The sequence below is a fragment of the Streptomyces sp. NBC_01775 genome, assembly GCF_035917675.1.
Taxonomy (GTDB): domain Bacteria; phylum Actinomycetota; class Actinomycetes; order Streptomycetales; family Streptomycetaceae; genus Streptomyces.
On the sequence record NZ_CP109104.1, the window covers coordinates 1558247 to 1580474 of the forward strand.

General features: G+C 72.8%; 21 protein-coding genes and 1 riboswitch. Of the genes, 10 read left to right on the forward strand and 11 right to left on the reverse strand.

Annotated elements, in window-relative coordinates; all coding sequences use genetic code 11:
- Positions 1-108 precede the first annotated feature (108 nt).
- The gene (locus OHB04_RS07195; RefSeq protein WP_326686856.1) at positions 109-465 is read left to right on the forward strand and encodes an ester cyclase; all 357 of its coding nucleotides are present in this window, start codon (positions 109-111) and stop codon (positions 463-465) included.
- 33 nt (positions 466-498) lie between these two features.
- Here the strand turns inward: OHB04_RS07195 and OHB04_RS07200 are convergent, their stop codons facing one another.
- Positions 499-1461: an NADP-dependent oxidoreductase gene (locus OHB04_RS07200; protein WP_326686857.1), complete on the reverse strand. Its 963-nt coding sequence runs from the start codon at positions 1459-1461 to the stop codon at positions 499-501.
- Between the two features lie 50 nt (positions 1462-1511).
- Positions 1512-1934 (reverse strand): CBS domain-containing protein, encoded by a 423-nt coding sequence (locus OHB04_RS07205; protein ID WP_326692625.1) that lies wholly within the window; start codon positions 1932-1934, stop codon positions 1512-1514.
- A 191-nt stretch (positions 1935-2125) separates the two neighbouring features.
- Positions 2126-2348, forward strand: a riboswitch (cobalamin riboswitch).
- 184 nt (positions 2349-2532) lie between these two features.
- Here OHB04_RS07205 and metE point away from each other — a divergent pair.
- The 3 genes from metE (at position 2533) to OHB04_RS07220 (ending at position 7428) form a co-directional block, all read left to right on the forward strand.
- Positions 2533-4857, forward strand: a complete 2325-nt coding sequence (metE, locus tag OHB04_RS07210; protein WP_326807060.1) for a 5-methyltetrahydropteroyltriglutamate--homocysteine S-methyltransferase — start codon at positions 2533-2535, stop codon at positions 4855-4857.
- A gap of 114 nt (positions 4858-4971) precedes the next feature.
- The gene (locus OHB04_RS07215) at positions 4972-6579 is read left to right on the forward strand and encodes an acetolactate synthase large subunit (RefSeq protein WP_326686859.1); all 1608 of its coding nucleotides are present in this window, start codon (positions 4972-4974) and stop codon (positions 6577-6579) included.
- Positions 6580-6675: 96 nt separating this feature from the next.
- Positions 6676-7428 carry a uracil-DNA glycosylase gene (locus OHB04_RS07220; RefSeq protein WP_326807061.1) on the forward strand — a complete coding sequence of 251 codons (753 nt, stop codon included), beginning with the start codon at positions 6676-6678 and terminating at the stop codon, positions 7426-7428.
- 8 nt (positions 7429-7436) lie between these two features.
- On the opposite strand, the gene OHB04_RS07225 is transcribed toward OHB04_RS07220, so the two are convergent.
- Positions 7437-8027, reverse strand: coding sequence for a TetR/AcrR family transcriptional regulator (locus OHB04_RS07225; RefSeq protein ID WP_326686861.1), 591 nt, complete (start codon positions 8025-8027; stop codon positions 7437-7439).
- A 136-nt stretch (positions 8028-8163) separates the two neighbouring features.
- Here OHB04_RS07225 and OHB04_RS07230 point away from each other — a divergent pair, with 136 nt between their 5' ends.
- Complete coding sequence (locus OHB04_RS07230; RefSeq protein WP_326807062.1) at positions 8164-9108, forward strand: alpha/beta hydrolase family protein; 945 nt, start codon at positions 8164-8166, stop codon at positions 9106-9108.
- Positions 9109-9125: 17 nt separating this feature from the next.
- On the opposite strand, the gene OHB04_RS07235 is transcribed toward OHB04_RS07230, so the two are convergent.
- Together OHB04_RS07235 and OHB04_RS07240 are read right to left on the reverse strand one after the other, a co-directional pair.
- Positions 9126-9599: a hypothetical protein gene (locus OHB04_RS07235; protein WP_326807063.1), complete on the reverse strand. Its 474-nt coding sequence runs from the start codon at positions 9597-9599 to the stop codon at positions 9126-9128.
- Positions 9600-9809: 210 nt separating this feature from the next.
- Positions 9810-10697 (reverse strand): helix-turn-helix domain-containing protein, encoded by an 888-nt coding sequence (locus tag OHB04_RS07240; RefSeq protein ID WP_326807064.1) that lies wholly within the window; start codon positions 10695-10697, stop codon positions 9810-9812.
- 147 nt (positions 10698-10844) lie between these two features.
- On the opposite strand from OHB04_RS07240, the gene OHB04_RS07245 reads away from it, so the two are divergent.
- Positions 10845-11753, forward strand: a complete 909-nt coding sequence (locus OHB04_RS07245) for an NmrA family NAD(P)-binding protein (RefSeq protein WP_326807065.1) — start codon at positions 10845-10847, stop codon at positions 11751-11753.
- An 84-nt stretch (positions 11754-11837) separates the two neighbouring features.
- Entirely contained in the window at positions 11838-12269 is a 432-nt protein-coding gene (locus OHB04_RS07250) for a GNAT family N-acetyltransferase (RefSeq protein WP_326686866.1), read from the forward strand.
- A gap of 95 nt (positions 12270-12364) precedes the next feature.
- Here the strand turns inward: OHB04_RS07250 and OHB04_RS07255 are convergent, their stop codons facing one another.
- Together OHB04_RS07255 and OHB04_RS07260 are read right to left on the reverse strand one after the other, a co-directional pair.
- Positions 12365-13420, reverse strand: coding sequence for a cation diffusion facilitator family transporter (locus OHB04_RS07255; protein ID WP_405806348.1), 1056 nt, complete (start codon positions 13418-13420; stop codon positions 12365-12367).
- 161 nt (positions 13421-13581) lie between these two features.
- A complete protein-coding gene (locus tag OHB04_RS07260; protein ID WP_326686867.1) occupies positions 13582-13788 on the reverse strand; it encodes a hypothetical protein in 207 nt (68 codons plus the stop codon).
- Positions 13789-13976: 188 nt separating this feature from the next.
- Between OHB04_RS07260 and OHB04_RS07265 the strand changes: the two genes are divergently transcribed.
- Complete coding sequence (locus OHB04_RS07265) at positions 13977-14513, forward strand: LppU/SCO3897 family protein (RefSeq protein ID WP_326807066.1); 537 nt, start codon at positions 13977-13979, stop codon at positions 14511-14513.
- Positions 14514-15123: 610 nt separating this feature from the next.
- Here OHB04_RS07265 and OHB04_RS07270 read toward each other — a convergent pair.
- Entirely contained in the window at positions 15124-15708 is a 585-nt protein-coding gene (locus OHB04_RS07270) for a TetR/AcrR family transcriptional regulator (RefSeq protein WP_326686869.1), read from the reverse strand.
- Positions 15709-15845: 137 nt separating this feature from the next.
- Here OHB04_RS07270 and OHB04_RS07275 point away from each other — a divergent pair, with 137 nt between their 5' ends.
- Positions 15846-16715, forward strand: coding sequence for a class I SAM-dependent methyltransferase (locus tag OHB04_RS07275; protein WP_326807067.1), 870 nt, complete (start codon positions 15846-15848; stop codon positions 16713-16715).
- Positions 16716-16734: 19 nt separating this feature from the next.
- Here the strand turns inward: OHB04_RS07275 and OHB04_RS07280 are convergent, their stop codons facing one another.
- Positions 16735-17184: a hypothetical protein gene (locus tag OHB04_RS07280; RefSeq protein WP_326807068.1), complete on the reverse strand. Its 450-nt coding sequence runs from the start codon at positions 17182-17184 to the stop codon at positions 16735-16737.
- A 404-nt stretch (positions 17185-17588) separates the two neighbouring features.
- Between OHB04_RS07280 and OHB04_RS07285 the strand changes: the two genes are divergently transcribed.
- Positions 17589-18224, forward strand: coding sequence for a hypothetical protein (locus OHB04_RS07285; RefSeq protein WP_326807069.1), 636 nt, complete (start codon positions 17589-17591; stop codon positions 18222-18224).
- Positions 18225-18471: 247 nt separating this feature from the next.
- Here OHB04_RS07285 and OHB04_RS07290 read toward each other — a convergent pair whose 3' ends face one another.
- Both OHB04_RS07290 and OHB04_RS07295 read right to left on the reverse strand, forming a co-directional pair.
- Positions 18472-20751: an ArnT family glycosyltransferase gene (locus OHB04_RS07290; protein WP_326807070.1), complete on the reverse strand. Its 2280-nt coding sequence runs from the start codon at positions 20749-20751 to the stop codon at positions 18472-18474.
- Positions 20748-22223 carry a glycosyltransferase gene (locus OHB04_RS07295; protein ID WP_326807071.1) on the reverse strand — a complete coding sequence of 492 codons (1476 nt, stop codon included), beginning with the start codon at positions 22221-22223 and terminating at the stop codon, positions 20748-20750. The genes OHB04_RS07290 and OHB04_RS07295 overlap by 4 nt, the downstream gene beginning before the upstream one ends.
- Positions 22224-22228 lie beyond the last annotated feature (5 nt).

Consider the following 22228-nt stretch of genomic DNA (forward strand, 5'->3'; position numbering starts at 1 on the left):
GTGGCCCTCGCCGTGCCCTTCCCGTCCGCCACGCGACGGCCGAACTGGGTGGCCTGAGTGGGCGGTGGTGCGGTTGTTCACCAGCGGTGCGGGTGATTCACTGCCCGTATGAGCGACGCTGCTGCCAAAGAGCTGTACCGCCAGTGGATCGAAGAGGCCTGGAACGGCTCGGCCGACGCCGTGCGCGAGCTGGTGTCCGACGATTTCGTCGGACACTGGCCCGAGCACGACGTCCACGGCCCCGGCGAGCTGGCCGAAATGATCTCCCATACCCATGGGATGTTCACGACGCTGCGCTTCGAGGTGCAGGTCGGCCCCTTCGCGGGCGACGGCTATGTGGCGGGCCGGTGGACAGGGCGCGGCGGGACGGACGACGGCGTGACCACCTTCTTCGGCAACGACATCCTCCAGGTCCGCGACGGCCGCTTCACCGAGTACTGGGTCGCCTCCGTCCAGACCGGCTGAACGGCCTGCCGAACCGAGAAGACCGCAGGCGGGTCAGGAGGCAACGCGCAGGACGAGTTTCCCTCTGGTGCGGCCCGTCGCGCTCCGCCGGTGGGCCTCGGCGGCCTTCTCCAGCGGCAGTACGTCCTCGACCTCGACATGGATCTCGCCGTCGTCGATGAGCCGCGCGAGACGGTCCAGCGCGTGCCCGTCCGGCTCGACCAGGAAGCCGGTGGCGCGCAGCCCGCGCTCCCGCGCCGTGCCCAGCAATTCCTCCGAGACGCCCGAGGGGACGGCGATGAGCAGCCCGTCCCCGCGCAGGGTCTCCAGGGAGCGGGTGCTCGTGTGGTCGATGCCGTCGCCGACGAGATCGATGACGACGTCCACCTCGCTCACCAGGTCCTCGAAGCTCTCCTTGGTGTAGTCGATGAGCTTGTCGGCGCCCAGCTCGTACAGCCAGGCGTGCTTGTCCTGCCGCGCGGTGCCGATGACATGCGCGCCCAGGTGCTCGGCGAGCTGGACGGCGAAGTGGCCCACTCCCCCGGCGGCGGCGTGCACGAGGACCCGTCGGCCCTCCTGGACGCGGGCGGTGTCGACCACCGTCTGCCAGGCGGTGAGCGCCGCCAGCGGCACGCCCGCCGCGCGGTCGTGGTCCAGCGACTCCGGTTTACGGGCGAACTGCCGTGAGGGCGCGGTCACATACTCCGCGTACGCGCCTGCCTCGCGGGGGAACCACGGCATGCCGTAGACCTCGTCCCCGGGCTGGAGGGTGTGGACGCCGAAGCCCACCTCCTCCACCACGCCGGAGACGTCCCAGCCGACGGTGAAGGGGGGATCGCCCAGGACGGCGGCCATGCCGCTGCCGGAGCGGGTCTTGATGTCGACCGGGTTCACCCCGGCCGCCACCACCCGCACCAGCACCTCGGTCGGCAGAGGGCGGGGCTTCGGCTTATCCACCGGCTTCAGCACCTCTGGCCCGCCGAAGGCGTCCTGGCTGATCGCGCGCATCGTGGTCATGCTCTTCCCCGGATCGTGGTCATGCTCTTCCCTGGTGGCTGGGTCCCGGCTCAGTAGTCCGCGGACAGCGCGTCGACGAGTTCGCCGGTGTCCGGGTGGGGGAGGGTGCGGGCGACATCCGCGACGGCCACCATGCCGACGAGTCGGTCCCCGTCGATCACGGGCAGGCGGCGCACCCGGTGCTGGGCCATGGTCGCGAGCACGTCCTCGGGGCTGTCATCGGCGCCGATGGTGACGGCCTCGTGCTGGCCCAGGCTGCCTGCGGAGAACTCGGCGGGGTCCCGGTCGGCGCCGTACACCTTCACCACGAGGTCACGGTCGGTGACCACGCCCTTGAGCTTGTTGTCCTTGCCGCAGATGGGCAGCGCGCCCACATCCAGCTCCTTCATCAGCCGAGCGGCGTCCGCCGCCGTCTGGTCGGTACGCACACAGTCGGCGCCGCTGGTCATGATGTCGCGGACCGTGTTTGCCATCGTGGTCATCGCTGATCCTCCTGCTTCGGTGCTCGCGCTCGTTCACTCGTGTCGGGGCTGCCTCGATGAGGCGGCGTCCCCCGGGTTGCCAGCCGCCCGAGGGCTGAAACGCCAGGGACGGACAGGGAGGGAGGGGGCGGGGGCCGGGAGGGGTGGTCCGGGCGCACTGGCCACCGTCGCGCGGGGGCGTCTAGGCTGGCGGTGCAGCTGGTTCGCCCCGTCCGCCAGACGGGAGGCGTCGTAAGAGGGAACCCGGTGGGAGTCCGGGACTGCCCCGCAGCGGTGAGCGGGAACGACCGCCGTCATGAGCACTGGGTCCGTACGGTCCCGGGAAGCGACGGCCAGTAGGTGCCCGCCGGGAGACCGGCAGGCGCGCCCGCGAGTCCGAAGACCTGCCCGTTGCCCGCACGCGGCCGACCGCGTGCGGTCCCCGGTGACCTCGAGGGCGGGTCGGGGGCGCTCCGGACACCATCCGGGGAGTCGCACAGCAGGGCGGACAGGCGCGCACAGCCGGGCGCACCATCCAGCCGTGCCACCACCCTTCGCGTCCTCGTCCCGCACCGGGACCGCTGGAGACACGCTCGCGAAGGAGAGTTCCGTGACAGCCGAGTCCGCAGCCGCGGCAGCGCACGCCACCGTGTACGGCTACCCGCGCCAGGGCCAGAGCCGGGAGCTGAAGAAGGCCATCGAGGGGTACTGGAAGGGCCGCGTCAGCGCGGACGCCCTCCGGGAGACCGCCGCCGGCCTCCGCCGTGCCACCTGGCGGCAGCTCGCCGACAGCGGCATCCACGAGGTGCCCACCGGGGACTTCTCGTACTACGACCACGTCCTGGACACCACCGTCATGGCCGGCGCGATCCCCGACCGGCACCGCGCGGCCGTCGAGGCCGACGCGCTGGACGGCTATTTCGCGATGGCCCGCGGCACCCAGGAGGTGGCACCGCTGGAGATGACCAAGTGGTTCGACACCAACTACCACTACCTGGTGCCCGAACTGGGCCCCGACACCGTCTTCGCCGCCGACTCCACCAAGCAGGTCGCCGAGCTGAAGGAGGCCCTCGCGCTCGGTCTGACGGCCCGGCCCGTCCTCGTCGGGCCCGTCACCTACCTGCTGCTGGCCAAGCCCGCGCCCGGGGTCGCGCCGGACTTCGAACCGCTGACCCTGCTGGACCGGCTCCTGCCCGTCTACGCGGAGGTCCTCGCCGACCTGCGGGCCGCGGGCGCCGAGTGGGTGCAGCTGGACGAGCCCGCGCTCGTCCAGGACCGCTCCCCCGCCGAGCTGAACGCGGCGGGCCGCGCCTACCGGGAACTCGGCGGACTCACCGACCGGCCCAAGCTCCTGGTCGCCTCCTACTTCGACCGGCTCGGGGACGCCCTGCCCGTGCTGGCCAAGGCGCCGGTCGAGGGCCTCGCGCTGGACTTCACCGGCCCCGCGGCGGCGAACCTGGACGCACTGGCCGCCGTGGGCGGGCTGCCCGGCAAGCGGCTGGTCGCCGGGGTCGTCAACGGGCGCAACATCTGGATCAACGACCTCGAGAAGTCCCTGGCCACCCTCGGCACCCTGCTCGGCCTCGCCGGCCGGGTCGACGTCTCGGCCTCCTGCTCGCTGCTGCACGTCCCGCTGGACGCCACCGCCGAGCACGACATCGACCCCGAGATCGCCCGCTGGCTCGCCTTCGCCCGCCAGAAGACCGGCGAGATCGTCACCCTCGCCCGGGGCCTGGACCGGGGCACCGGCGCCGTCGCCGCCGAACTCGCCGCCAACCGGGCCGATCTGGCCTCGCGCGAGGGCTCCGCGCTCACCCACGACCCCGCCGTGCGCGCCCGCGCCGCCGCCGTGACCGACGCGGACACCCACCGCTCCCCCGCCTACCCTCAGCGGGCCCCCGCGCAGCGCGCCCACCTGGGGCTGCCGCTGCTGCCGACCACCACGATCGGCTCGTTCCCGCAGACGGCCCAACTGCGCACCGCGCGGGCCGACCTGCGCGCCGGCCGTATCGACGCCGCCGCGTACGAGGAGCGCATCAAGGCCGAGATCGGCGAGGTGGTGGCCTTCCAGGAGGAGACCGGCATCGACGTGCTGGTGCACGGCGAGCCCGAACGCAACGACATGGTGCAGTACTTCGCCGAGCAGCTCAGCGGCTATCTGGCCACGCAGCACGGCTGGGTGCAGTCCTACGGCACCCGCTACGTACGCCCGCCGGTGCTGGCCGGGGACATCTCCCGTCCCGACCCGATGACCGTGCGCTGGACGTCGTACGCGCAGTCGCTGACCGAGCGGCCCGTCAAGGGCATGCTGACCGGCCCCGTCACCATGCTGGCCTGGTCCTTCGTGCGTGACGACCAGCCGCTCGGCGACACGGCGCGGCAAGTGGCCCTCGCCCTGCGCGACGAGGTGACCGACCTGGAGGACGCCGGCACGCCGGTCATCCAGGTCGACGAGCCGGCGCTGCGCGAGACCCTGCCGCTGCGCGCCGCCGACCGCGCCGGGTATCTGGCCTGGGCGACCGAGGCGTTCCGTATCACCACCGCCGGGGCGCGTCCGGACACCCAGATCCACACGCACATGTGCTACGCCGAGTTCGGCGACATCGTCCAGGCCATCGACGACCTGGACGCCGATGTCATCAGCCTGGAGGCGGCCCGCTCCCATATGCAGGTGGCCCGCGAACTGGCCTCGCACGGCTACCCGCGCGAGGCAGGCCCCGGCGTCTACGACATCCACTCCCCGCGCGTCCCCGGCGCCGGAGAGGCCGCGGCCCTGCTGCGCAAGGGACTTGAGGCCATCCCCGCCGACCGCCTGTGGGTCAACCCCGACTGCGGCCTGAAGACCCGCGCCTGGCCCGAAACCCGGGAGTCCCTCCGCAATCTGGTGACCGCGGCGCACACGGTCCGCGCGGAACTCCCCACCCCCACGGACTGACCCCTGCGCGGGGCCCGGCCGGGACGCACATGCTGTCCCGGCCGGGTCCCGCGACGGGCAGCAGGGGCCGTAGGGTCGGCCGGGACTGCTGGGTGAGGGGAAGGTGGCGGCACGGTGACGACGGTCAACGGCGCTCAGGCGCTGGTCAGAACGCTGGTGGACGCGGGTGTGACCACGTGTTTCACCAATCCGGGCACATCCGAGATGCACTTCGTGGCCGCCCTGGACGCGGTGCCGGAAATGCGGGCCGTCCTCACCCTGTTCGAGGGGGTCGCCACCGGCGCGGCCGACGGTTACGCGCGCATGGCGGGCGCCCCGGCCGCCACGCTGCTGCACCTTGGGCCCGGACTGGGCAACGGGCTGGCGAACCTCCACAACGCGCGCAAGGGCAACGTCCCCGTCGTCAACATCGTCGGGGACCACGCGACGTACCACGCCCGCCACGACGCCCAGTTGCAGTCGGACATCGAGACGGTGGCCCGCAACGTGTCCGGCTGGCTGCGCACCTCCGCGAGAACGGAGGACCTGCCGCGCGACGCGACGGAGGCGGTCGCCGCCGCTGCCGGGCCGCCGGGACAGGTGGCCACGCTCATCCTGCCCGCCGATGTGTCCTGGGGCGAGGGGAAGCGGGACGGGAACGGGGACCGGGACGGGGCCACGCCCGGAACGCAGGCGGAGCCCGCCCAGGTCACCCCGCCGTCCGGCCAGGTCCCGGAGAGCGCGGACCTCGCTCCCCTGGTGCGGGCACTGCGCTCCGGCGAGCCCGCGGCGCTCCTGCTCGGCGGGTCGGTGTGCGAGGCCGAGTTGGCGGCAGCCGCCAAGGTCGCCGCGGCCACCGGAGCCACGCTGCTGGTGGAGACCTTCCCCACCCGGCTGGAGCGGGGCGCGGGGCTTCCCCCGGTGGAGCGGATGGCGTATCTCGCGGAGATGGCCTCGGCCCAACTGGAGGGCCTCACCCACCTGGTGCTGGCCGGCGCGAAGCCGCCCGTGTCCTTCTTCGCCTACCCCGACAAGCCCAGCGTCCTGGCACCCGAGGGCTGCCGGCTCCACCGGCTGGCGGCGCCGGGCGTGCGGTCGGCACCTCGCCTGGAGGCGCTGGCCGAGGCGCTCGGCGCGGCCGACGCGGCGTATCCGGTGCAGCCGGCCGCCCGGCCCCGGCCGCCCACCGGGGCGCTGACGGCGGAGACGGTCTGCCAGGCCGTCGGAGCCGTACTCCCGGAGGGCGCGATCGTCTCCGACGAGGCGCAGACCTCCGGCATCTTCCTCCCCGGCGCCACCGCCGGAGCTCCCCGGCACGACGTGCTGAGCCTGACCGGCGGCGCGATAGGCCAGGGGCTGCCGGTCGCGGTCGGCGCGGCGCTCGCCTGTCCGGACCGTCCCGTCCTGGCGCTCCAGGGGGACGGAGCCGCGCTCTACACCGTTCAAGCGCTGTGGACGATGGCGCGCGAGCAGCTCGATGTGACGGTCGTCCTGCTCAACAACCGTTCGTACTCGATCCTCACCATGGAGCTGGCCCGCGTGGGTGCCGGTGATCCGGGCCCCCGGGCCAAGGCCCAGCTCGACCTGAGCGGGCCCGGCCTCGACTTCACCGCGCTCGCCACCGGCTTCGGCGTCCCCTCCTCCCGGCCGGACACGGCGGAGGACTTCACCGCAGCCCTCGCACACGCCCTGGCCACCCCGGGCCCCCACCTGATCGAAGCGGTGATCCCCGAGATCTTCTGAACCCTTGGGCCCCGCACCCGTCGCCTCCTTTGCCGAGGCAGGTGATCATGGAGGTGGAAGGCGGGTACGCGGGCGGGACGGAGGAGGTGGAAGCGGATGACCTGGCCCGAGGAGCGGGCGGCCGAAGCGCGTGATCTGGCGGCGCTCGACACGGCGCTGACCGACTGCCGGGCCTGTCCCCGGCTGGTGGAGTGGCGGGAGGAGACCGCGCGAGTGAAGCGGCGCGCGTTCGCGGACTGGGACTACTGGGCGCGGCCCGTGCCCGGGTTCGGGCCGCCGGACGCCCGGATGCTGCTGGTGGGCCTGGCCCCGGCGGCGCACGGCGGCAACCGCACCGGCCGGATGTTCACCGGGGACCGCGCGGGCGACGTGCTCGTCGAGGCCCTCCACTCGCTGGGGCTCGCCGACCGGCCCACCTCCACCCACCGGGGCGACGGGCTGGAGCTGCGCGGCGTGCGCTTCACCGCGCCCGTGCACTGCGCCCCGCCCGAGAACAAGCCCACCCCCGGCGAACGGGACACCTGCCGCCCCTGGCTGGCCCGCGAGCTGGAGCTGCTGCGGCCCACCGTACGCAGCGTCGTGGCGCTGGGGGCCTTCGGCTGGCAGGCGTTGCTGCCGGTGCTGCGCGCAGCGGGCTGGGAGGTTCCGCGCCCCCGCCCGGCCTTCGGCCACGGCGCCCGCGTCGTGCTGCCGCACAGCGGCGACGGCCCCGACCTGGCGCTCTACGGCTGCTACCACGTCAGCCAGCAGAACACCTTCACCGGCAGACTGACCCCCGCCATGCTGCGGGATGTCCTCGGCACGGCGGCCGAGGAGGCCGGTATCCCCGTGGGAGGGGACAGGAGTTGAGCGCTGCCTCAGCGCGATCGGCGTAGACCCGCGATGAGGATCTCGACCAGTCGACGTGCGTCGTAGCGGGGGTTGTTGCCGGCGCCCGCGCAGAGGCCACCGACTCCACGCATGAGCTCGTAGGCATCCATGCCGGAGCGGATCTCGCCCGAACCGGCCGCGGCGTCGAGCAGTTGGGTGCACACGGGCACGAGCCGCTCGAGGAAGTAGGAGTGCAGGGGGTCGAAGCAGGGGTCGTCGGACTGCAACACGGCGGCGAGTCCCTGTTTGGTGACCACGAAATCGACGAAGAGGTCGATCCATCGCCCCAGTGCGGCGTATGGAGTCGCGCTGGTCGCCAGCAGGTCGGGGCCGGCCTCGGCGAGGGCCTCGACCTGGTGCCGGTAGACGGCGACGATGAGATCCGCCCGCGTCGGGAAGTGGCGGTAGATCGTGGCCGTCCCGACGCCGGCCTTGGCCGCGATGTCGCGAATCGGCGCCTCCACGCCTGACGCGACGAAGACCGCGGCGGCCGAGTCGAGCAGTACCTCCTCGTTGCGTCGCGCGTCCGCCCGTTTGGGCCTGGGTGCGCGTCCTGCGCCCCGATCGCTGCCGCTCACCGCACCGTCCCCTTCGCTACCGACTTCACTATCGACTTCACTAAACGGTACACCGTCCCGTATATTCGATCCGGGACAGCGTCCCGTTTCTTGGTACCCACGGGACACGAGCGCCGAAGCGAAGGAAGAACTCTCCATGACCGCATCAGACATGGCGACGACGGACGTGGCCATCACCGCACCCGCGCCTGTCGTCTCGGTGAAGCCGGTGGCGCTGGAAGCACCGGGCCGTGGCGAGGACCTGCGGGTGAGGGTCTCCGCACCGACGACCGGGAGCGAACTGCCCGTCGTCGTCTTCTCGCACGGCTTCGGCTCGTCGCTGAACGGCTACGGCCCCTTGGCCGACTTCTGGGCCGCGCACGGTTTCGTGGTGATCCAGCCCACCCATCTGGACTCCAGGACAGTGGGCCTCCCGCAGGACGATCCCCGCACCCCGCGGCTCTGGCGTTTCCGCGTCGAGGACACGAAGCGGGTCCTCGACCAGCTCGATCTGCTGGAAGCCGCCGTTCCCGGACTCAGGGGCCGCCTCGACCGAAGCCGCATCGCCGCGGCCGGCCACTCCTTCGGCGGCCAGACGGCGGGCAATCTGCTGGGCCTGCGCGTCCTCGATCCGGTGAGCGGGGAGGGAGAGGACCTGTCCGACTCGCGGATCAAGGCAGGCGTGCTGCTCGCCACGGCCGGAAAGGGCGGAGCTGACCTGACACCGTTCGCAGCCGAGCACTTCCCGTTCATGAACCCGGACTTCGCGAACATGACCACGCCGGCCCTCGTGGTCGCCGGGGACAAGGACGACCTCCCGCTGTCCGTCAGGGGACCGGAGTGGCTTGCCGACCCGTACTTCCTGAGCCCGGGGGACAAGAGCCTGCTCACTCTGTTCGGGGCGGAACACTCGCTCGGCGGGATCGCCGGCTACGAGGCCCAGGAGACGACGGACGAGAACCCCCGGCGCGTCGCACTGATCCAGCGGTTCACGTGGGCCTACCTTCGCCATGCACTCGGCATCGACGACGCCGGCTGGACGGCGGCGCAAAAGGCCCTGGCGGAGAGCGCCGCCCCGATGGGCCGGCTCGAATCCAAGTGAAGCCCTGATTCCGTGCGCTACCGAAGCGGCCCGCGCTCGTCCACGTAGACGTCGGACTCCGCCAAGAACGCCCCGGCGCGCACCGGACCATAGGCGATGTTGAACGTGTCCAGCCAGTACGACCAGTCCTGCGTGCCCGCCATACTGCTGAAGCGGTAGTTGAGCTGCCAGCGGGCCCACTGCCCCGGCGCCAGGCGCACAGCCGGCGGCCGGCGCCGGCGGGGCGGCAGGCCGAGAAACGGCTGAACGCGGGGATGGATCCGCAAGCGGCCCTCGGCTTCCCGCAGTTGGACGTCGACGCGCCGCACGTCTTCCTGGCTCTCGCGCGGCACGAAACCGTCCCGCTCGCGCATGCGCACCACGTGCGCGGTGGAGGGCTCCAGCGGCGGTACGGCGAAGCCGACCGGGGTCGCGTTCCGCCGGGCCGCCATCTCGCCTCCCCGGGACGCCTTCGTCCAACTCGTCCGTACCCACTGGACGGTGATCTCCACGGGTTCTCCCCCACTCTGCGGGCGTCGGCCCGACCGTACGCGCTTTCAACCGGCCGCCCCGGGCCCGTCGTTCGCCGTTCGGCGTTCGGCGTTCGGCGTTCGGCGTTCGGCGTTCGGCGGGAGGTGGCGAGGACGCCCCTCCCCCACGGTCACGCGGAACGCCTCGTCGTGCGAGGCCATCGCGGCCCGCATGACCGTGCCCGCCCCGCCTCATCGCGGCTCCCGTGCCCTGCGCCGGTGGGCCTTCTGCCGGCAGGCGGCCCCGCAGAACCGGGCGGGGCGGCCGGTTCTGGCGGCGGGGACGGGAGCGCCGCACAGCTCGCAGGATTGTGTTTCGTTACGGTGCCCGTCGCCGCCACTCCGGGTTTCGTTATCCATTTTCGTTACGGCCCGCTCCGCACGCAGCCCGTCGCACACGACAGCCGTCAGCACCCCGGCCCCGGCGCCGCCCCCGCCTCCCTCGCTCCCGTCCTCCGCCTCGCTCCCGTCGCCCCCCTTGCGTCGCTGTTCCATCGCCGCACACCCCACCAGCAGCGCCTGCACCTCGGCGGCCGTGACATCGGATCTGACCGCACCGGCCGCCTGGGCCCGGTCCAGCAGCGTGGCCAGGATCCGGCCGAACTCGCGCCGGGCGTCCGGCATGGCCTCCGGCGCGCGGCCGTCCGGGGCCTCGCGGGCGAAGGCCTCACACAGAGCACGGTTGAGGGAGGCGCGCTCCACCACCCGCGTGACGAAACCGAAGAACACCGCCCCCGCGTCCGCCCCCTGCGGCGCCGCACGCCCACCGCCCCCAACGTCCCCACGACTCCCGGCGTCCCCGGCGCCCCCACCGCACCCGGCCGCGATCAGCTCCCGGCCCTCGGCGACGAATTCCTCGACGCTCTCGGCGATGACCGCCTCGAACAGCTCCCTCTTGGAGGGAAAATGCCGGTACACCGTTCCGGGGCCCACCCCCGCGCGCCGGGCGATCTCGCCGAGGGGCGCCATCCGGCCCTCGGCCGCGAACGACGCCCTGGCCGCCGCCAGCACCCGTGCCCTGTTCCGCCGGCCGTCGGCCCGCCCCGCCTGGGCCGGCGGCGAAGCCGCCTCCTGCGTCATGCCCTGTTCCCTCCACCGATCCGGCCCGGTTCGCTCCACCGGGCCGCACTGCTCCACCGGACCGCACTCGGCCTTACTTGACAACCGGGTCGCGCATTCCGCTACGTTAACCGGGTTGCTCGTTCCGATTGTATCCCGGAGGATCTCATGTCCACGGCCAGGAGCACCATCCTCGTCACCGGCGCGACCGGCCAGCAGGGCGGCGCCACCGCGGCGTGCCTGCTCGCCGGCGGCTGGCACGTCCGCGCACTCACCCGTAACGCTTCGGGGGCAGCCGCGCGCGCTCTCGCCGGGGCGGGCGCCGAGGTTCTGGTGGGCGACTTGGACGACCCCGCCTCCCTCCGCGCCGCCGCTGAGGGAGCCCACGGTGTCTTCAGCGTCCAGCCCACCCCCGGCATGCCCGGTCTCCCCGAGGACTACGGCCCCCCGGACGAGGTGCGCCGGGGCCGTGAGGTGGCGGACGCCGCACTCGCGGCGGGCGTCGGCCACCTCGTCTACGCCTCGGCCTTCGGCGCCGATCAGTCCAGCGGGCTGAGCACACTGGAGAGCAAGCGCGAGGTCGAAGAGCACATCGGCTCCCTCGGCATCTCCTCGACGGTGCTGCGCCCGTCCTCCTTCATGGAGAACCTGCTCCACCCCGTGTGGGGCCTGCGGGACGGTGCGCTGGCGACGCCCTACGAGCCGGACACCCGCCAGCAGTTCATCGCCCTCGCGGACATCGCGGCCTTCGCGGCCCTCGCGTTCGCGGCCCCCGCGCGCTTCCGCGGACGCGCGCTCGACCTCGCGGGCGACACCCTCACCCCGCCCGAGACGGCCGCGGCGATCAGCCGCGCCACCGGGCAGACCGTCCCCTACATCCAGATCCCCATCGAGGCCGTCCGCGCACAGAGCGAGGAGGCGGCGCGGGGCATCCAGTCGCTCAACGACGGCCTGTACTCGCTGGTCGACACCGAGGCGCTGCACGAACTCCACCCCGGCCTGCTGACCTTCGACGCCTGGCTGGAGCGCACCGGCGCCGCCGCCCTCACCACCGTGCTCGCGCCCGCATCCCGCTGACCGGAAGGAGCTGACGGGAGAGGCCGGCGGGGAGGGGGAAGATACGGGTGGCCCGCTGCCGGGCGTCCTGCTTGGATGCCGGGCATGCGCAGAGACTTGCCGGAGGGCTACGAGATCTCGACCGACCCCGCCCGCCTCGACACCGACCTGATCCACCAATGGCTGTCGCAGGACGCCTACTGGTCGCGCGGACGCACCCGGGACAAGCAGCTCGCGGCCATCGAGGGGTCACTCAACTTCGGGATCTACGACGGTGCGTCCGGCGCCCAGGTCGGCTATGCCCGCGTGATCACCGACCGGGCGGTCTTCGCGTATCTGTGTGACGTCTACATCGCCCCCGACAGCCGGGGCAAGGGGCTGGGTACGGCGCTGGCGACCGCCGTACGGGACCACCTCGCCCCCTACCGCCTCGGCCGCGTCATGCTGGCCACCGCGGATGCCCACACCCTCTACGCCAAGCTGGGCTTCGCTCCCCTGGAAGATCCCTCGCTCTGGATGGTGCTGGGTGACCAGTGACCGGATGGTGCCGGGTGAGCGGTGAGCGGAGCGCAGCCGCACGGCGGCGGACGCGTCCCCTCCTTCGCTGACGGGGCGCCCCGAACGCCGTCGCCTCACGCCTCCCCCTCCAGCTCCTCCAGACGGCGGTCCAGTGCCGCACGTTCGCGGACGGCGTGGAGGCGGTCCTCGTGGGAGGCGTCGATGATGTCGAGGAAGATCTGGTCGAGGCCGGGACACTCCTCGCTCAGCCCGCGTTTGATGCGGACGAGCGCGATCTCGACGGCTTCGCTGTCCAGGTCCGGAACGAGGTCGACGCGTGCGGCGAGCATCACCGAGTCGGGCCCCAGGTGCATGGTGAGGGCCGCGGTGACGGTGTCGATCTCGGGCTGTGCGTCAAGGTAGTCGCGGACGCGGCGCTGCATGGCCGGATCCGCCGCCTCGCCGATCAGCTGAGCCTTGGCGCTCCGGCCGAGGGCGTACGCGATGTAGACCAGCAGCGTCCCGATGAGCAGCGAGGCGACCGCCTCGTAGACGACCTCGCCGGTGACCATGTGGAGCCCCACCCCGACGAGCGCGAGCACCACACCGAGGCAGGCGGTGCCGTCCTCGGCGAGGACCGTGCGCAGCGCCGGGTCGTTGCTGCGCCGCACCTCGGTCGCCATGTCCCGGCCCGCCGCACGGGCCTGCGCGCGCACTTGGAGCAGGGCCCGCACCAGCGAGGCGCCCTCCGCCAGCAGCGCGACGAACAGCACCACCAGCCCGACGGCATAGCCGGTCATCGTCTCGGAGCTGCCCGAGCTGAGGGCCTCGAAGCCCTGGAAGAAGGAGAAGCAGCCTCCTGTGACGAAGATCCCGACGGCCGCGATCAGCGACCAGAAGAACCTCTCCTTGCCGTAGCCGAACGGGTGCCCGGCGTCGGCGGGCCGCTTGCTGCGCTTGAGCGAGGCGAGAAGGAAGACCTCGTTGAGGCTGTCGGCGACCGAGTGCGCCGCCTCCGACAGCAGCGCCGGGGAGCCCGAGAGCAGACCACCGGCCAGCTTGGCCACGGCGATCAGCAGATTGGCTCCCAGTGCCACCCAGACGGTGACCTTTGTCTCGCCGTCCCTGCCCGTGTCCGCCCGCGCGTCCTGCCCGCTCATCGGCTCCCTCTCGGCGTCGTCGTCGCTCACCGAGGCCAGGTACCCCCGAGGCGGGGGCCGAGACGGGGAAGTCCGGGGGCGCGGGACCCGCTCACGGGGTCACGCGGGGATTGTTCGAGTCCCGGGCGCTCAGGCTTCCGGATACCTGGGACGTCTCAGGGCTTCATGGGCCCCGGGGTGCCGCACGGGCCTCAGACACTCCCCTGGGACGTGTCGGGCCCGTGCTGCCCGCCGCCGTCGGTGCCGGCGCCCGCACCGACGCCGGCGCTGATCTTCCGCAGGTCGTCGGACTGTGCCCGCACCCCTTCGGCGGCCTCACGAGCCGCGGCCAGCACGTCGCCCTGTTCTTCGATGAGGCTGTCGTAGATCGGCGCCCCGGGTTGGTGATCGGTCGGCATGGCGGCCGGTCCTCCCTGATACGTATGGATGTTCCATGGCCGTCGCGTAGACGACCGGTAGAGGACCATACGCGCCTCCGGCCGGGACCGGGCCCTCGGGGGAGCGGGAGGCGGCACGGCAGGATAGCGTGCACCGGTCAACATCGCGTTGATCTTCATCAGTCGGCACGCCCACGGGGGATAGAGCCATGTCCGCACCACCGCCGTACCACAACCAGCAGCCGCAGCAGCCGTACGGCTACCCGCAGCAGGGACACCCGCAGCAGTACGGACAGCAGCCCTACGGGCAACAGCCGTACGGCCAGCAGCCCTACGGGCAGCAGCCTCCGCCGCCGCGCGGGCCGCAGCGTCCGCAGCAGGCGAGCCCGCTGCGCGGGCTGATCGCGGCCGTCATCGTCCTGGCGATCTTCGGGGGCGGCGGCTGGTACGTGTGGAAGTACAACACCGACCCCAACGGCGGAAAGGCCAAGGCCGAGGCGTCACAGTCGGCCAAGGCCGAGGAGGACAAGAAGTACCAGCCGAACAAGGGCGACTGCGTCAAGATCAAGGACCCGCAGGGCGACCCGGTGGCGGAGATCGTCGACTGCGGCTCTTCCGAGGCCGAGTACAAGACGGGCGAGAAGCTGTTCGGCCCCGGCAAGGAGTGCCAGGCCCCCTACGACTACGGCATCCAGTACTCGGGCCGCCGCACCACCGACTTCACGCAGTGCTTCACCAAGATCTGAGCCGGCCCGGCCCGATCCGCGACGGGCGCTACCGTCCCGGACGCGGCCGGGCCGCCGTCCCGGCCTGCTGCTCGCGGCGGGGCCGCGGCAAAAGCGCGGCCCAACTGCGGTAGGCACACGACCAGCCGTCCGGTCTCCGTCCCGGGCAGGCCGGGGCACCCGGCCGGGGCCGCGCAGGACCAGCGGGGCGGGGAAGCCGTGGAGCGGCCCCCGCCCACGGGACGCGGTGGCCGATACCCGCCCGCCCCCGCCGAGGTGGATCACCGGCGCCTCGCAGCGGCCCCCGGCTGCCCGCTCTGCCGTCCACGCCGTCGACCAGCGCACAACCGACGCCGTTCCGGAGCGGCGTCTCGCCCGGTTCTTCGCCGGCCACGACCACATGGTCGCGGCACCGGAGGAGTGGGCGCGCGTCGCTCTCCGGCCTGTCCGGCGGATCCTTCTGTTGCCCTCTCTCTGGGTGCTGAGCAGGGGGTGCCCCTGCCTGCACTGTGCAGAGTGCGAGTGGGTGGGGGCTGGTCGCGCCCACGCGGCGAAGCCGCATGTATGACACAGCACCCCGCCCCCTCGGGACTCGCACCCGCGCCGGGCACGCATGATCCGCCGGACACGCCTAGCCGTTCACCAGCGCGGCCACCAAGCGCTCCATGAGGGGCCGTGGGTCAGTCGTGCCCGGCCAGCTCGTCATCAGGAGGTGGTGGGCGGTGCCGACGACGGCGAGGGCCGCGGTGTGCGGGTCGGCGGTCTCCGCGATCCGACCGAGCCTCTGTTCGACCTTCAGGTAGTCGGTGACGGCTTCCTGGATCGCGGTGAAGCCGGGCGCCCCGCCTTCAAGAGCCTCGCGGATGCGCAGCGTGGCGGCGGGGCGGGTCATGGCGAGGCCCGACACCGCCGGGCCGCCGGAGTCGAACAGCGCGAGGACGACGGCGTCGAGGTTCCGCGCCACGGTGCCCTGCCCGGCGAGTCCCGACAGCGCCCGTGCCTTCACAGCCGTCCGGGCGAACCGGTCCAGGCACAGCTCGGCGACGAACTCGTCGAGCCCCGCGAAGTGCGCGTGCAGCAACCCCTTGGCGCAGCCCGCCTCGGTGGTGACGGCCCGGCTGGTGAGCGCGCCGGGCCCGTCCCTCTCCACGACGCGCTCGGCCGCCGCGAACAGCCGCTCGCGTACGTCCGGTGTCGCCACTCCACGCGGTGACATGGGCCTCTCTTCCGTCCTGCTTCTCTCGCCCTCAAGGGGCACAGCTCGTGGATGGTAGCGGGGATTGCCAGTTTGGGCACACGCCCATACTGTTTGGGCGCACGCCCATTCTCCGTCATCCACCGCAGGAGGCACCCGTGCCGGACGTCGTCAACATCGAGCAGGCACAGGCATGGAACGGCCCCGAAGGCACCCACTGGGCCCGTAACCAGGACCGCTGGAACGCCGTGAACGAGGGCTTCAACGAGCCACTGCTCGACGCCGCCGGGATCACCGGGGACCACCGGGTCCTCGACCTGGGCTGCGGCTCCGGACAGACCACGCGCCTCGCCGCGCTCAGAGCGCCCCGAGGGCACGCGCTGGGCCTCGACCTGTCCGGCCCGATGCTGGCCGAGGCGCGGGCCCACGCGGAGCGGGAGGGCATCACCAACGCCTCTTTCACACAGGGCGACGCGCAGGTGTACCCCTTCGAAGCGGGCGCGTTCGACGCGGCGATGAGCCGCTACGGGGTGATGTTCTTCGCCGACCCCGTAGCGGCCTTCGGCAACGTCGGCCGGACCCTGCGGCCCGGCGGGCGCCTCGCGTTCGTCTGCCCGGCCGATGCCGCGCTCAACGGCTGGGTGGCGGCGATGGCGACGTTGCACGACTTCCTGCCGGCCGGCGACTTCGGCCGGCCGGGGCTGCCCGGCATGTTCTCCCTGGCGGCCCCGGACCATATCCGCGCGGTCCTCGCCGCGGCCGGATTCACCAGCGTCACCGTCGACCAGGCACAGGCGTACGGGACATGGGGACACGGAGCCGAGGACGCGGCGGAGTTCCTGCTGGGAACAGGCCCCGGGCGCCACTTGATGGAGCAGGCCGACGCGACCGCACGAGTCCGCGCCCGCCGCACCCTGACGGAACACCTGCGCGCCCACGAGGCGGCGGACGGCACGGTCCGACTGCGCAGCACATCGTGGCTGGTCACAGCGGACCGCCCGGCCGGCCCTGCCGGACAGAGCGGCTGAGGCGTGTCCGGCGGATCTTTCAGTTGCCCTCTTTCCTGGTGCTGAGCAGGGGGTGCCCCTGCCTGCACTGTGCAGAGTGCGAGTGGGTGGGGGCTGGTCGCGCCCACGCGGCGAAGCCCCATGTATGACACAGCACCGCGCCCCTTCGGGGCTCGCCCCGGCGCCGGGCACGCATGATCCGCCGGACAGGCCGTAGGGATGTGGCCGCACGCCGCGCGGCCGGGGTGCGGACGCCGCCGTCCGCCTCGGCGACGGCCACCAGATCGGGGCTCCCGGCGCGGACGTCGCGGTCGAGAAACGACTCGGCCCGCACCGATCCGGCTCCCGCCGGGTCGTAGCCGCCCGGCGAGAAGGCCGTACCCACGCCGAAGCCGAACACGGCGAGCGCGGCGAACATGGCGAGCAGCGGCGCGAGCACGGCCGATCGCCGAGCAGCCGGCGCGGTCTGCCGTACGCGTAGGCGGCGCACCGGGCGAGCGGGCCGGAATTCTCCGCCTCTCCCGTGTCCCTACTCTTATGCCCTTCACGGGAGAGGCGACGGGATCGGGAACGGAATACTTATTGCGGCCGGAGAGATGCGGGCCGTTCGGCCTCTTTTCTCTCGCGCATTGCGGGCCGAACGGGCGAACGGGCGACGCTTCCCCGGGGCTGTGGTTTTCGGCCGCGCGGGGACCGTGGCCCAGGGTGCACCGGATATCGCACCTCCGTCACACGTCAGTGTGAGAATTTCCCCCCGGGCCGCACCGATAGTTTTTCTCGCCGATATGGACAGTACTGTCATCGGCCGAGGGCGAGCGAGCATGCGGTGTCGCGGCGAAACCAATTCCCTCGCGCATTCGTCAGGTCCCTGAAACACGCACATCATGAGGTTCCATGCTGTGGCCCACGCATTTCCTCCTGGGCGAGAAGGATCTCGTCTTCCGGCGGTCCGGGGAGATCATGAAGCCGGTCTCGCTGTTCGTCTCCCCCGCGACGAGGATGCTGCTGAGCAGCGAGGGGCTCACCACCACGCTCCTGGGCGCCTTGGTGGGCAGCCGGGTGCGGGTACGGCACGCGGAGTGCCGGCGGGTGCCGGGCAGCGCGGCACCCGCCGGGGCCGCCACGCTGCTGGGCGCCGGTGACAAGAGCCAACTGCTCGTCAGGTGCTCGCAGTTGAGCACGGACGTGGACGGGAACGGGAGCGGGAACGGGGACGGGAACGGGGACGGGGACGGGCCCACCGTGTCGATGAACCTGGTGGTGGCCCGGCTGGAGAAGTGCGCGGGGCTCGAACGCTGCCTCACCGACGCCACGGTTCCGCTGGGCGAGGCACTGCACGGCGTGGGCACGGGTCATCGGCGCACGGTCCTGGATGTGGGTTGCCGCCCGTGGCCGGAGGCCGCCGGCCGGCTCGCGGCCTTCAAGACGTACGTCCTGTGGCACCGCGACGATCCGGTGCTGGCGATCAACGAGCTGTTCAACCCGGATCTCGTCCCGGCGGCGGTACGCGGCGCGGGGCATTCGCGGTGAGCGCGACCGCCACAAGGCGCCGTGAGTACGGCGGGCCTCCTACGGGCCTGCCGGAGTGGCGGGCACGGCGCTCGCCTGCTGGTTCACCCTGCCGGCTCCCGCGCTGCGGCTGCCGCGGGAGCCCTCCTCTCAGCAGGCGAGCACCTGTTCAACCGGCCTTCCATCCAGCCCGTTCTCGTCCTCACCTCCTTCGCGTGCCCGCTTGTCCTGCCACCCCGAACCGTCCGCCCGCGCTCGCGGGTTCAGCTCAACCGGCGGACTTTCCGGATGACTTGGGGTGGGTCAGGTCGTAGAAGACGGCGTCGCCGACGGTGACCTTCTTGTAGTGCTTCTGCACCCACGAGCTGATGCTGGAGGAAGTACCCGATCCGCCGGGGCCGCCGCCGCTGCCGCCGCCCGAGCTGCCGACGAAGTAGTGGATCTTCCCTTCCCGCACGTACTTCTTGAAGCCCGCGAGCGTCGGATACGGGTCGCTGCCGTTGAAGCCACCGAGCGCCATGACCGGCTTGCCGGTGGCGAGTTGGTAGCTGGCGGCGTTCTGGGAGCCGACCGCCGCCGCGGCCCAGATGTAGTCCCCCGCGTTCTTCTCCAGCAGCTTCTCGGCCTTGGAGTTGACCTGGCTCCCGTTGAGGAGACCGCCCATGCCGCCACCGCCGCGCATGCCGCCACCGCCGCCGGGGCGCGCGCCTCGCGCGTTGGACTTCCCCTTGCCCTGGCCCTGTGCCTTGCCCTTGCTCTGTCCCTGGTTGCCCTGGCCGCCCTGGGGAAAGCCGCCCTGGCCGGGGGTGCCGCCGGGCATGCCGCCGTTGCCCTGAGCCGGGGGCCGGCCCTGGCCGTTCTGCTGGTTCTTGCCGGTGTTGCCGTTGGCTGTGTTGTTGGGGTTGTTGCCGTTGTTGCCGTTGCCGCCCGGGGCGCCCTGCGGGGGCTGGAAACCGCCGCCCCGGCCCGGGCCGCCTGGACCACCGGGGCCGCCGGGGCCGCCGCGCGCGACGGCGGGGCCCGCCGTCACGATGGAGCCGGTGTGCGGGGTGGCGACGGTGTTCAACGTGTAGGCCACCGGCCCCGCGGCCATCGCCACGAGGCCCAGCGCCGCCACGAGCCAGGACACGCGCCGGGGCGCGGCCGTCCGACGCGACACCCGCGTCTCCGCGAGCAGCGCCACCGCCGCGACGAGGCCCACGGCGAGCACCGTCCAGCGCAGCCACGGCAGCCAGCCGCCGGCGCGGCCGAGCAGCACGGCGGACCAGACCGCCGTACCGGCGACCGTCACCGCCAGGGTCGCCGAAGCGGCCGGGTGGGCGCGGCGGCGCCACAGGGTGACCGCGCCCATCGCGACGAGGGCGCAAATGTAGGGCGCCAGCGCGATGTTGTAGTACTCGTGGAAGATCCCGGACATGAAGCTGAAGGTGGCCGCCGTCATCAGCAAAGAGCCGCCCCAGGCCAGGAACGCCGCGCGCTCCCCGTCCGTACGCGCGGCGCGGCGCGTCACGACCAGGCCCGCGGCCAGCAGGACCAGCGCGGCGGGCAGCAGCCAGGCGATCTGGCCGCCCATGGAGTCGTTGAAGAGCCGGCCCAGGCCCGTCTCGCCCCAGCCGCCGCCTCCGCCACCGCCGGGTCCACCGCCACCGGGACCGCCGCCGCCCTTGGGGCCGCCGCCGACGCTGCCCGTCTCCTCACCGGTGAGGCGGCCGAGGCCGTTGTAGCCGAGGGTCAGCTCCAGAAAGCTGTTGTGCTGCGAGCCGCCCATGTACGGGCGGGAGGCGGCGGGCCACAGTTCGGCCAGCGCGACGTACCAGCCGCAGCTCACCACCATGGCCAGCCCGCCGAGCAGGAGTTGACCCGTGCGGCGCAGCGGGCGGCCGGGGGCACACACCAGGTACACGATCGCCAGCGGCGGGAGGATCAGCCACGCCTGGAGCGTCTTGGTCAAGAAAGCGAGGCCGAAGCAGATTCCGGCCAGCACCAGCCACTTGGTGCGGGCCTGTTCCAGCGCGCGCAGGACGCAGGCGATCGCCGAGACCATCAGCAGGCACAGCAGCGCGTCCGGGTTGTTGAAGCGGAACATCAGCGCCGCGACCGGCGTCAGGGCCAGCAGCGCCCCCGCCAGCAGGCCGGCGCCGGGTCCGAAGCGCCGCCGTACCGCCGCGTACAGCACCGCGACCGTGCCCACGCCCAGCAGGGCCTGCGGCACGAGGATCTGCCAGGAGCCGAGCCCGAAGAGGCGTACCGACAGCGCCATCGGCCACAGCGCCGCCGGGGGTTTGTCGACGGTGATGGCGTTGCCCGCGTCGAGCGAGCCGAAAAGCATCGCCTTCCAGCTGGCGCCGCCCGCCTGGGCGGCGGCCGAGTAGAAGGAGTTGGCGTATCCGGAGGCGCCGAGGCCCCAGAGGAACAACGCGGCGGTGGCCGCCAGCAGGGCCCAGTAGGCGGCCCGGTCCCGGCGCGAGAGCGGCGCTGTACGGGGGTGCGCGTCGTCCGGGACGGCCTGGTCCGGCGGGTGAGGGTGCGCGGAGGCGAGGGTGGTCATGCGCGGGTCCGTTCGTCGTGTTCAGCCGGGACGGGGGCGTCAGCCGGGACGGGGGCGGGGGTGGGGGTGGGAGCCGACGCTGGTCCGGGCGAGGGAGCGGCTGCCCGCGGCGGCGCGGGCTGGAAGACCCAGGTACGGAAGAGGAGGAAGCGCACCACGGTCGCCGCGAGGTTGGCGACGACGAGGACGGCGAGCTCGCTGCCGTGCGAGGCAGCCGCGTCGGCGGCGTCCAGCGCGGCCAGCGAGCCGCTGGTCAGCGCGAGCCCGACGGCGAACACCACGAGGCCCTGCGCCTGGTGCCGCACCGCGCGGTCTCTGCCCCGTACGCCGAAGGTGAGCCGGCGGTTGGCGGCGGTGTTGGCGAGGGCCGACAGCAGCAGCGCCAGCGCGTTCGCCACCTGGGCCGCCGCCGCGGTGCGCAGCAGCGAGTACAGCGCGAGGTAGAGCAGCGTGCTCACCACACCGACGGCGCAGAAGCCCAGGAGCTGGCGGGCGAGTCCGCCGGGCACACCGGGCAGTTCGCGGTCACGGGGGTCGTCGCCGAAGGGACGGCGCAGCCGCGCCAGGGGCAGCGCCCCAGTGGCCAGCGCGCGCCCGACGCGCCATACACCCTTGAGGTCCGCGACGGCGGTGGAGACGAGGTCGACACGGCTGTCGGGGTCGTCCACCCAGTCCACCGGGACCTCGTGGATGCGCAGCCCGGCGCGCTGGGCGAGAACCAGCAGCTCGGTGTCGAAGAACCAGCCGGTGTCTTCCACCAGCGGCAGCAGCCGCGCGGCGACCTCGCCCCTGATGGCCTTGAAGCCGCACTGCGCGTCGGAGAAGCGGGCGGCCAGCGAGCCGCGCAGGATCAGGTTGTAGGCCCGCGAGATGACCTCCCGCTTGGCTCCCCTGACGACCCGGGAGCCGCCCGCCAGGCGGGTGCCGATGGCCAGGTCGGAGTGGCCGGAGATGAGCGGGGCCACCAGCGGCAGCAGCGCGTTGAGGTCGGTGGACAGGTCGACGTCCATGTAGGCGCGCACCGGCGCGTCCGAGGCGCCCCATACGGCGCGCAGCGCCCTGCCCCGGCCCTTTTCCTCCAGCCGTACCGCCCGCACCTCCGCGTACGCCTCCTCGAGCGCAGCCGCCACCTCGGGAGTGCGGTCCACGCTGGCGTTGTCGGCGATGGTGATGCGGAAGCCGTAGGGGAAGTTGCCGGTGAGGAAGGAGTGCAGGCGCCGGACGCAGGCTTCGAGTCCGGCCTCCTCGTTGTAGACGGGGACGACCACGTCGAGCACCGTCTGTGTGGGAGGGAGCGCCGGGAGGTGGCGGCGGGCGGGAAGGGCTTCCCCCGCGGGCGCGGCCTTCCCGGCGAGCGGGGTCTTTCCTGCGAACGCGGCCTTTCCGGCGGGCAGCGCCCGCCCGGTGGGCTCCGCCACGGTGCCCGGGGGCCCGCCGGCGCTCCCGGTGGTGAGGGTGATGTCGGTTTGCATGACAC

Coding starts and splice junctions, on each gene's coding strand:
- OHB04_RS07200 (WP_326686857.1), bottom strand. CDS start 1,461: ATGACCACGATGCGCGCGATCAGCCAGGACGCCTTCGGCGGGCCAGAG.
- OHB04_RS07285 (WP_326807069.1), top strand. CDS start 17,589: ATGCTGTGGCCCACGCATTTCCTCCTGGGCGAGAAGGATCTCGTCTTC.
- OHB04_RS07220 (WP_326807061.1), top strand. CDS start 6,676: ATGACCTGGCCCGAGGAGCGGGCGGCCGAAGCGCGTGATCTGGCGGCG.
- OHB04_RS07205 (WP_326692625.1), bottom strand. CDS start 1,934: ATGGCAAACACGGTCCGCGACATCATGACCAGCGGCGCCGACTGTGTG.
- OHB04_RS07230 (WP_326807062.1), top strand. CDS start 8,164: ATGACCGCATCAGACATGGCGACGACGGACGTGGCCATCACCGCACCC.
- OHB04_RS07290 (WP_326807070.1), bottom strand. CDS start 20,751: ATGACCACCCTCGCCTCCGCGCACCCTCACCCGCCGGACCAGGCCGTC.
- OHB04_RS07265 (WP_326807066.1), top strand. CDS start 13,977: ATGTCCGCACCACCGCCGTACCACAACCAGCAGCCGCAGCAGCCGTAC.
- OHB04_RS07295 (WP_326807071.1), bottom strand. CDS start 22,223: ATGCAAACCGACATCACCCTCACCACCGGGAGCGCCGGCGGGCCCCCG.
- OHB04_RS07245 (WP_326807065.1), top strand. CDS start 10,845: ATGTCCACGGCCAGGAGCACCATCCTCGTCACCGGCGCGACCGGCCAG.
- OHB04_RS07240 (WP_326807064.1), bottom strand. CDS start 10,697: ATGACGCAGGAGGCGGCTTCGCCGCCGGCCCAGGCGGGGCGGGCCGAC.
- OHB04_RS07260 (WP_326686867.1), bottom strand. CDS start 13,788: ATGCCGACCGATCACCAACCCGGGGCGCCGATCTACGACAGCCTCATC.
- OHB04_RS07195 (WP_326686856.1), top strand. CDS start 109: ATGAGCGACGCTGCTGCCAAAGAGCTGTACCGCCAGTGGATCGAAGAG.
- OHB04_RS07270 (WP_326686869.1), bottom strand. CDS start 15,708: ATGTCACCGCGTGGAGTGGCGACACCGGACGTACGCGAGCGGCTGTTC.
- OHB04_RS07250 (WP_326686866.1), top strand. CDS start 11,838: ATGCGCAGAGACTTGCCGGAGGGCTACGAGATCTCGACCGACCCCGCC.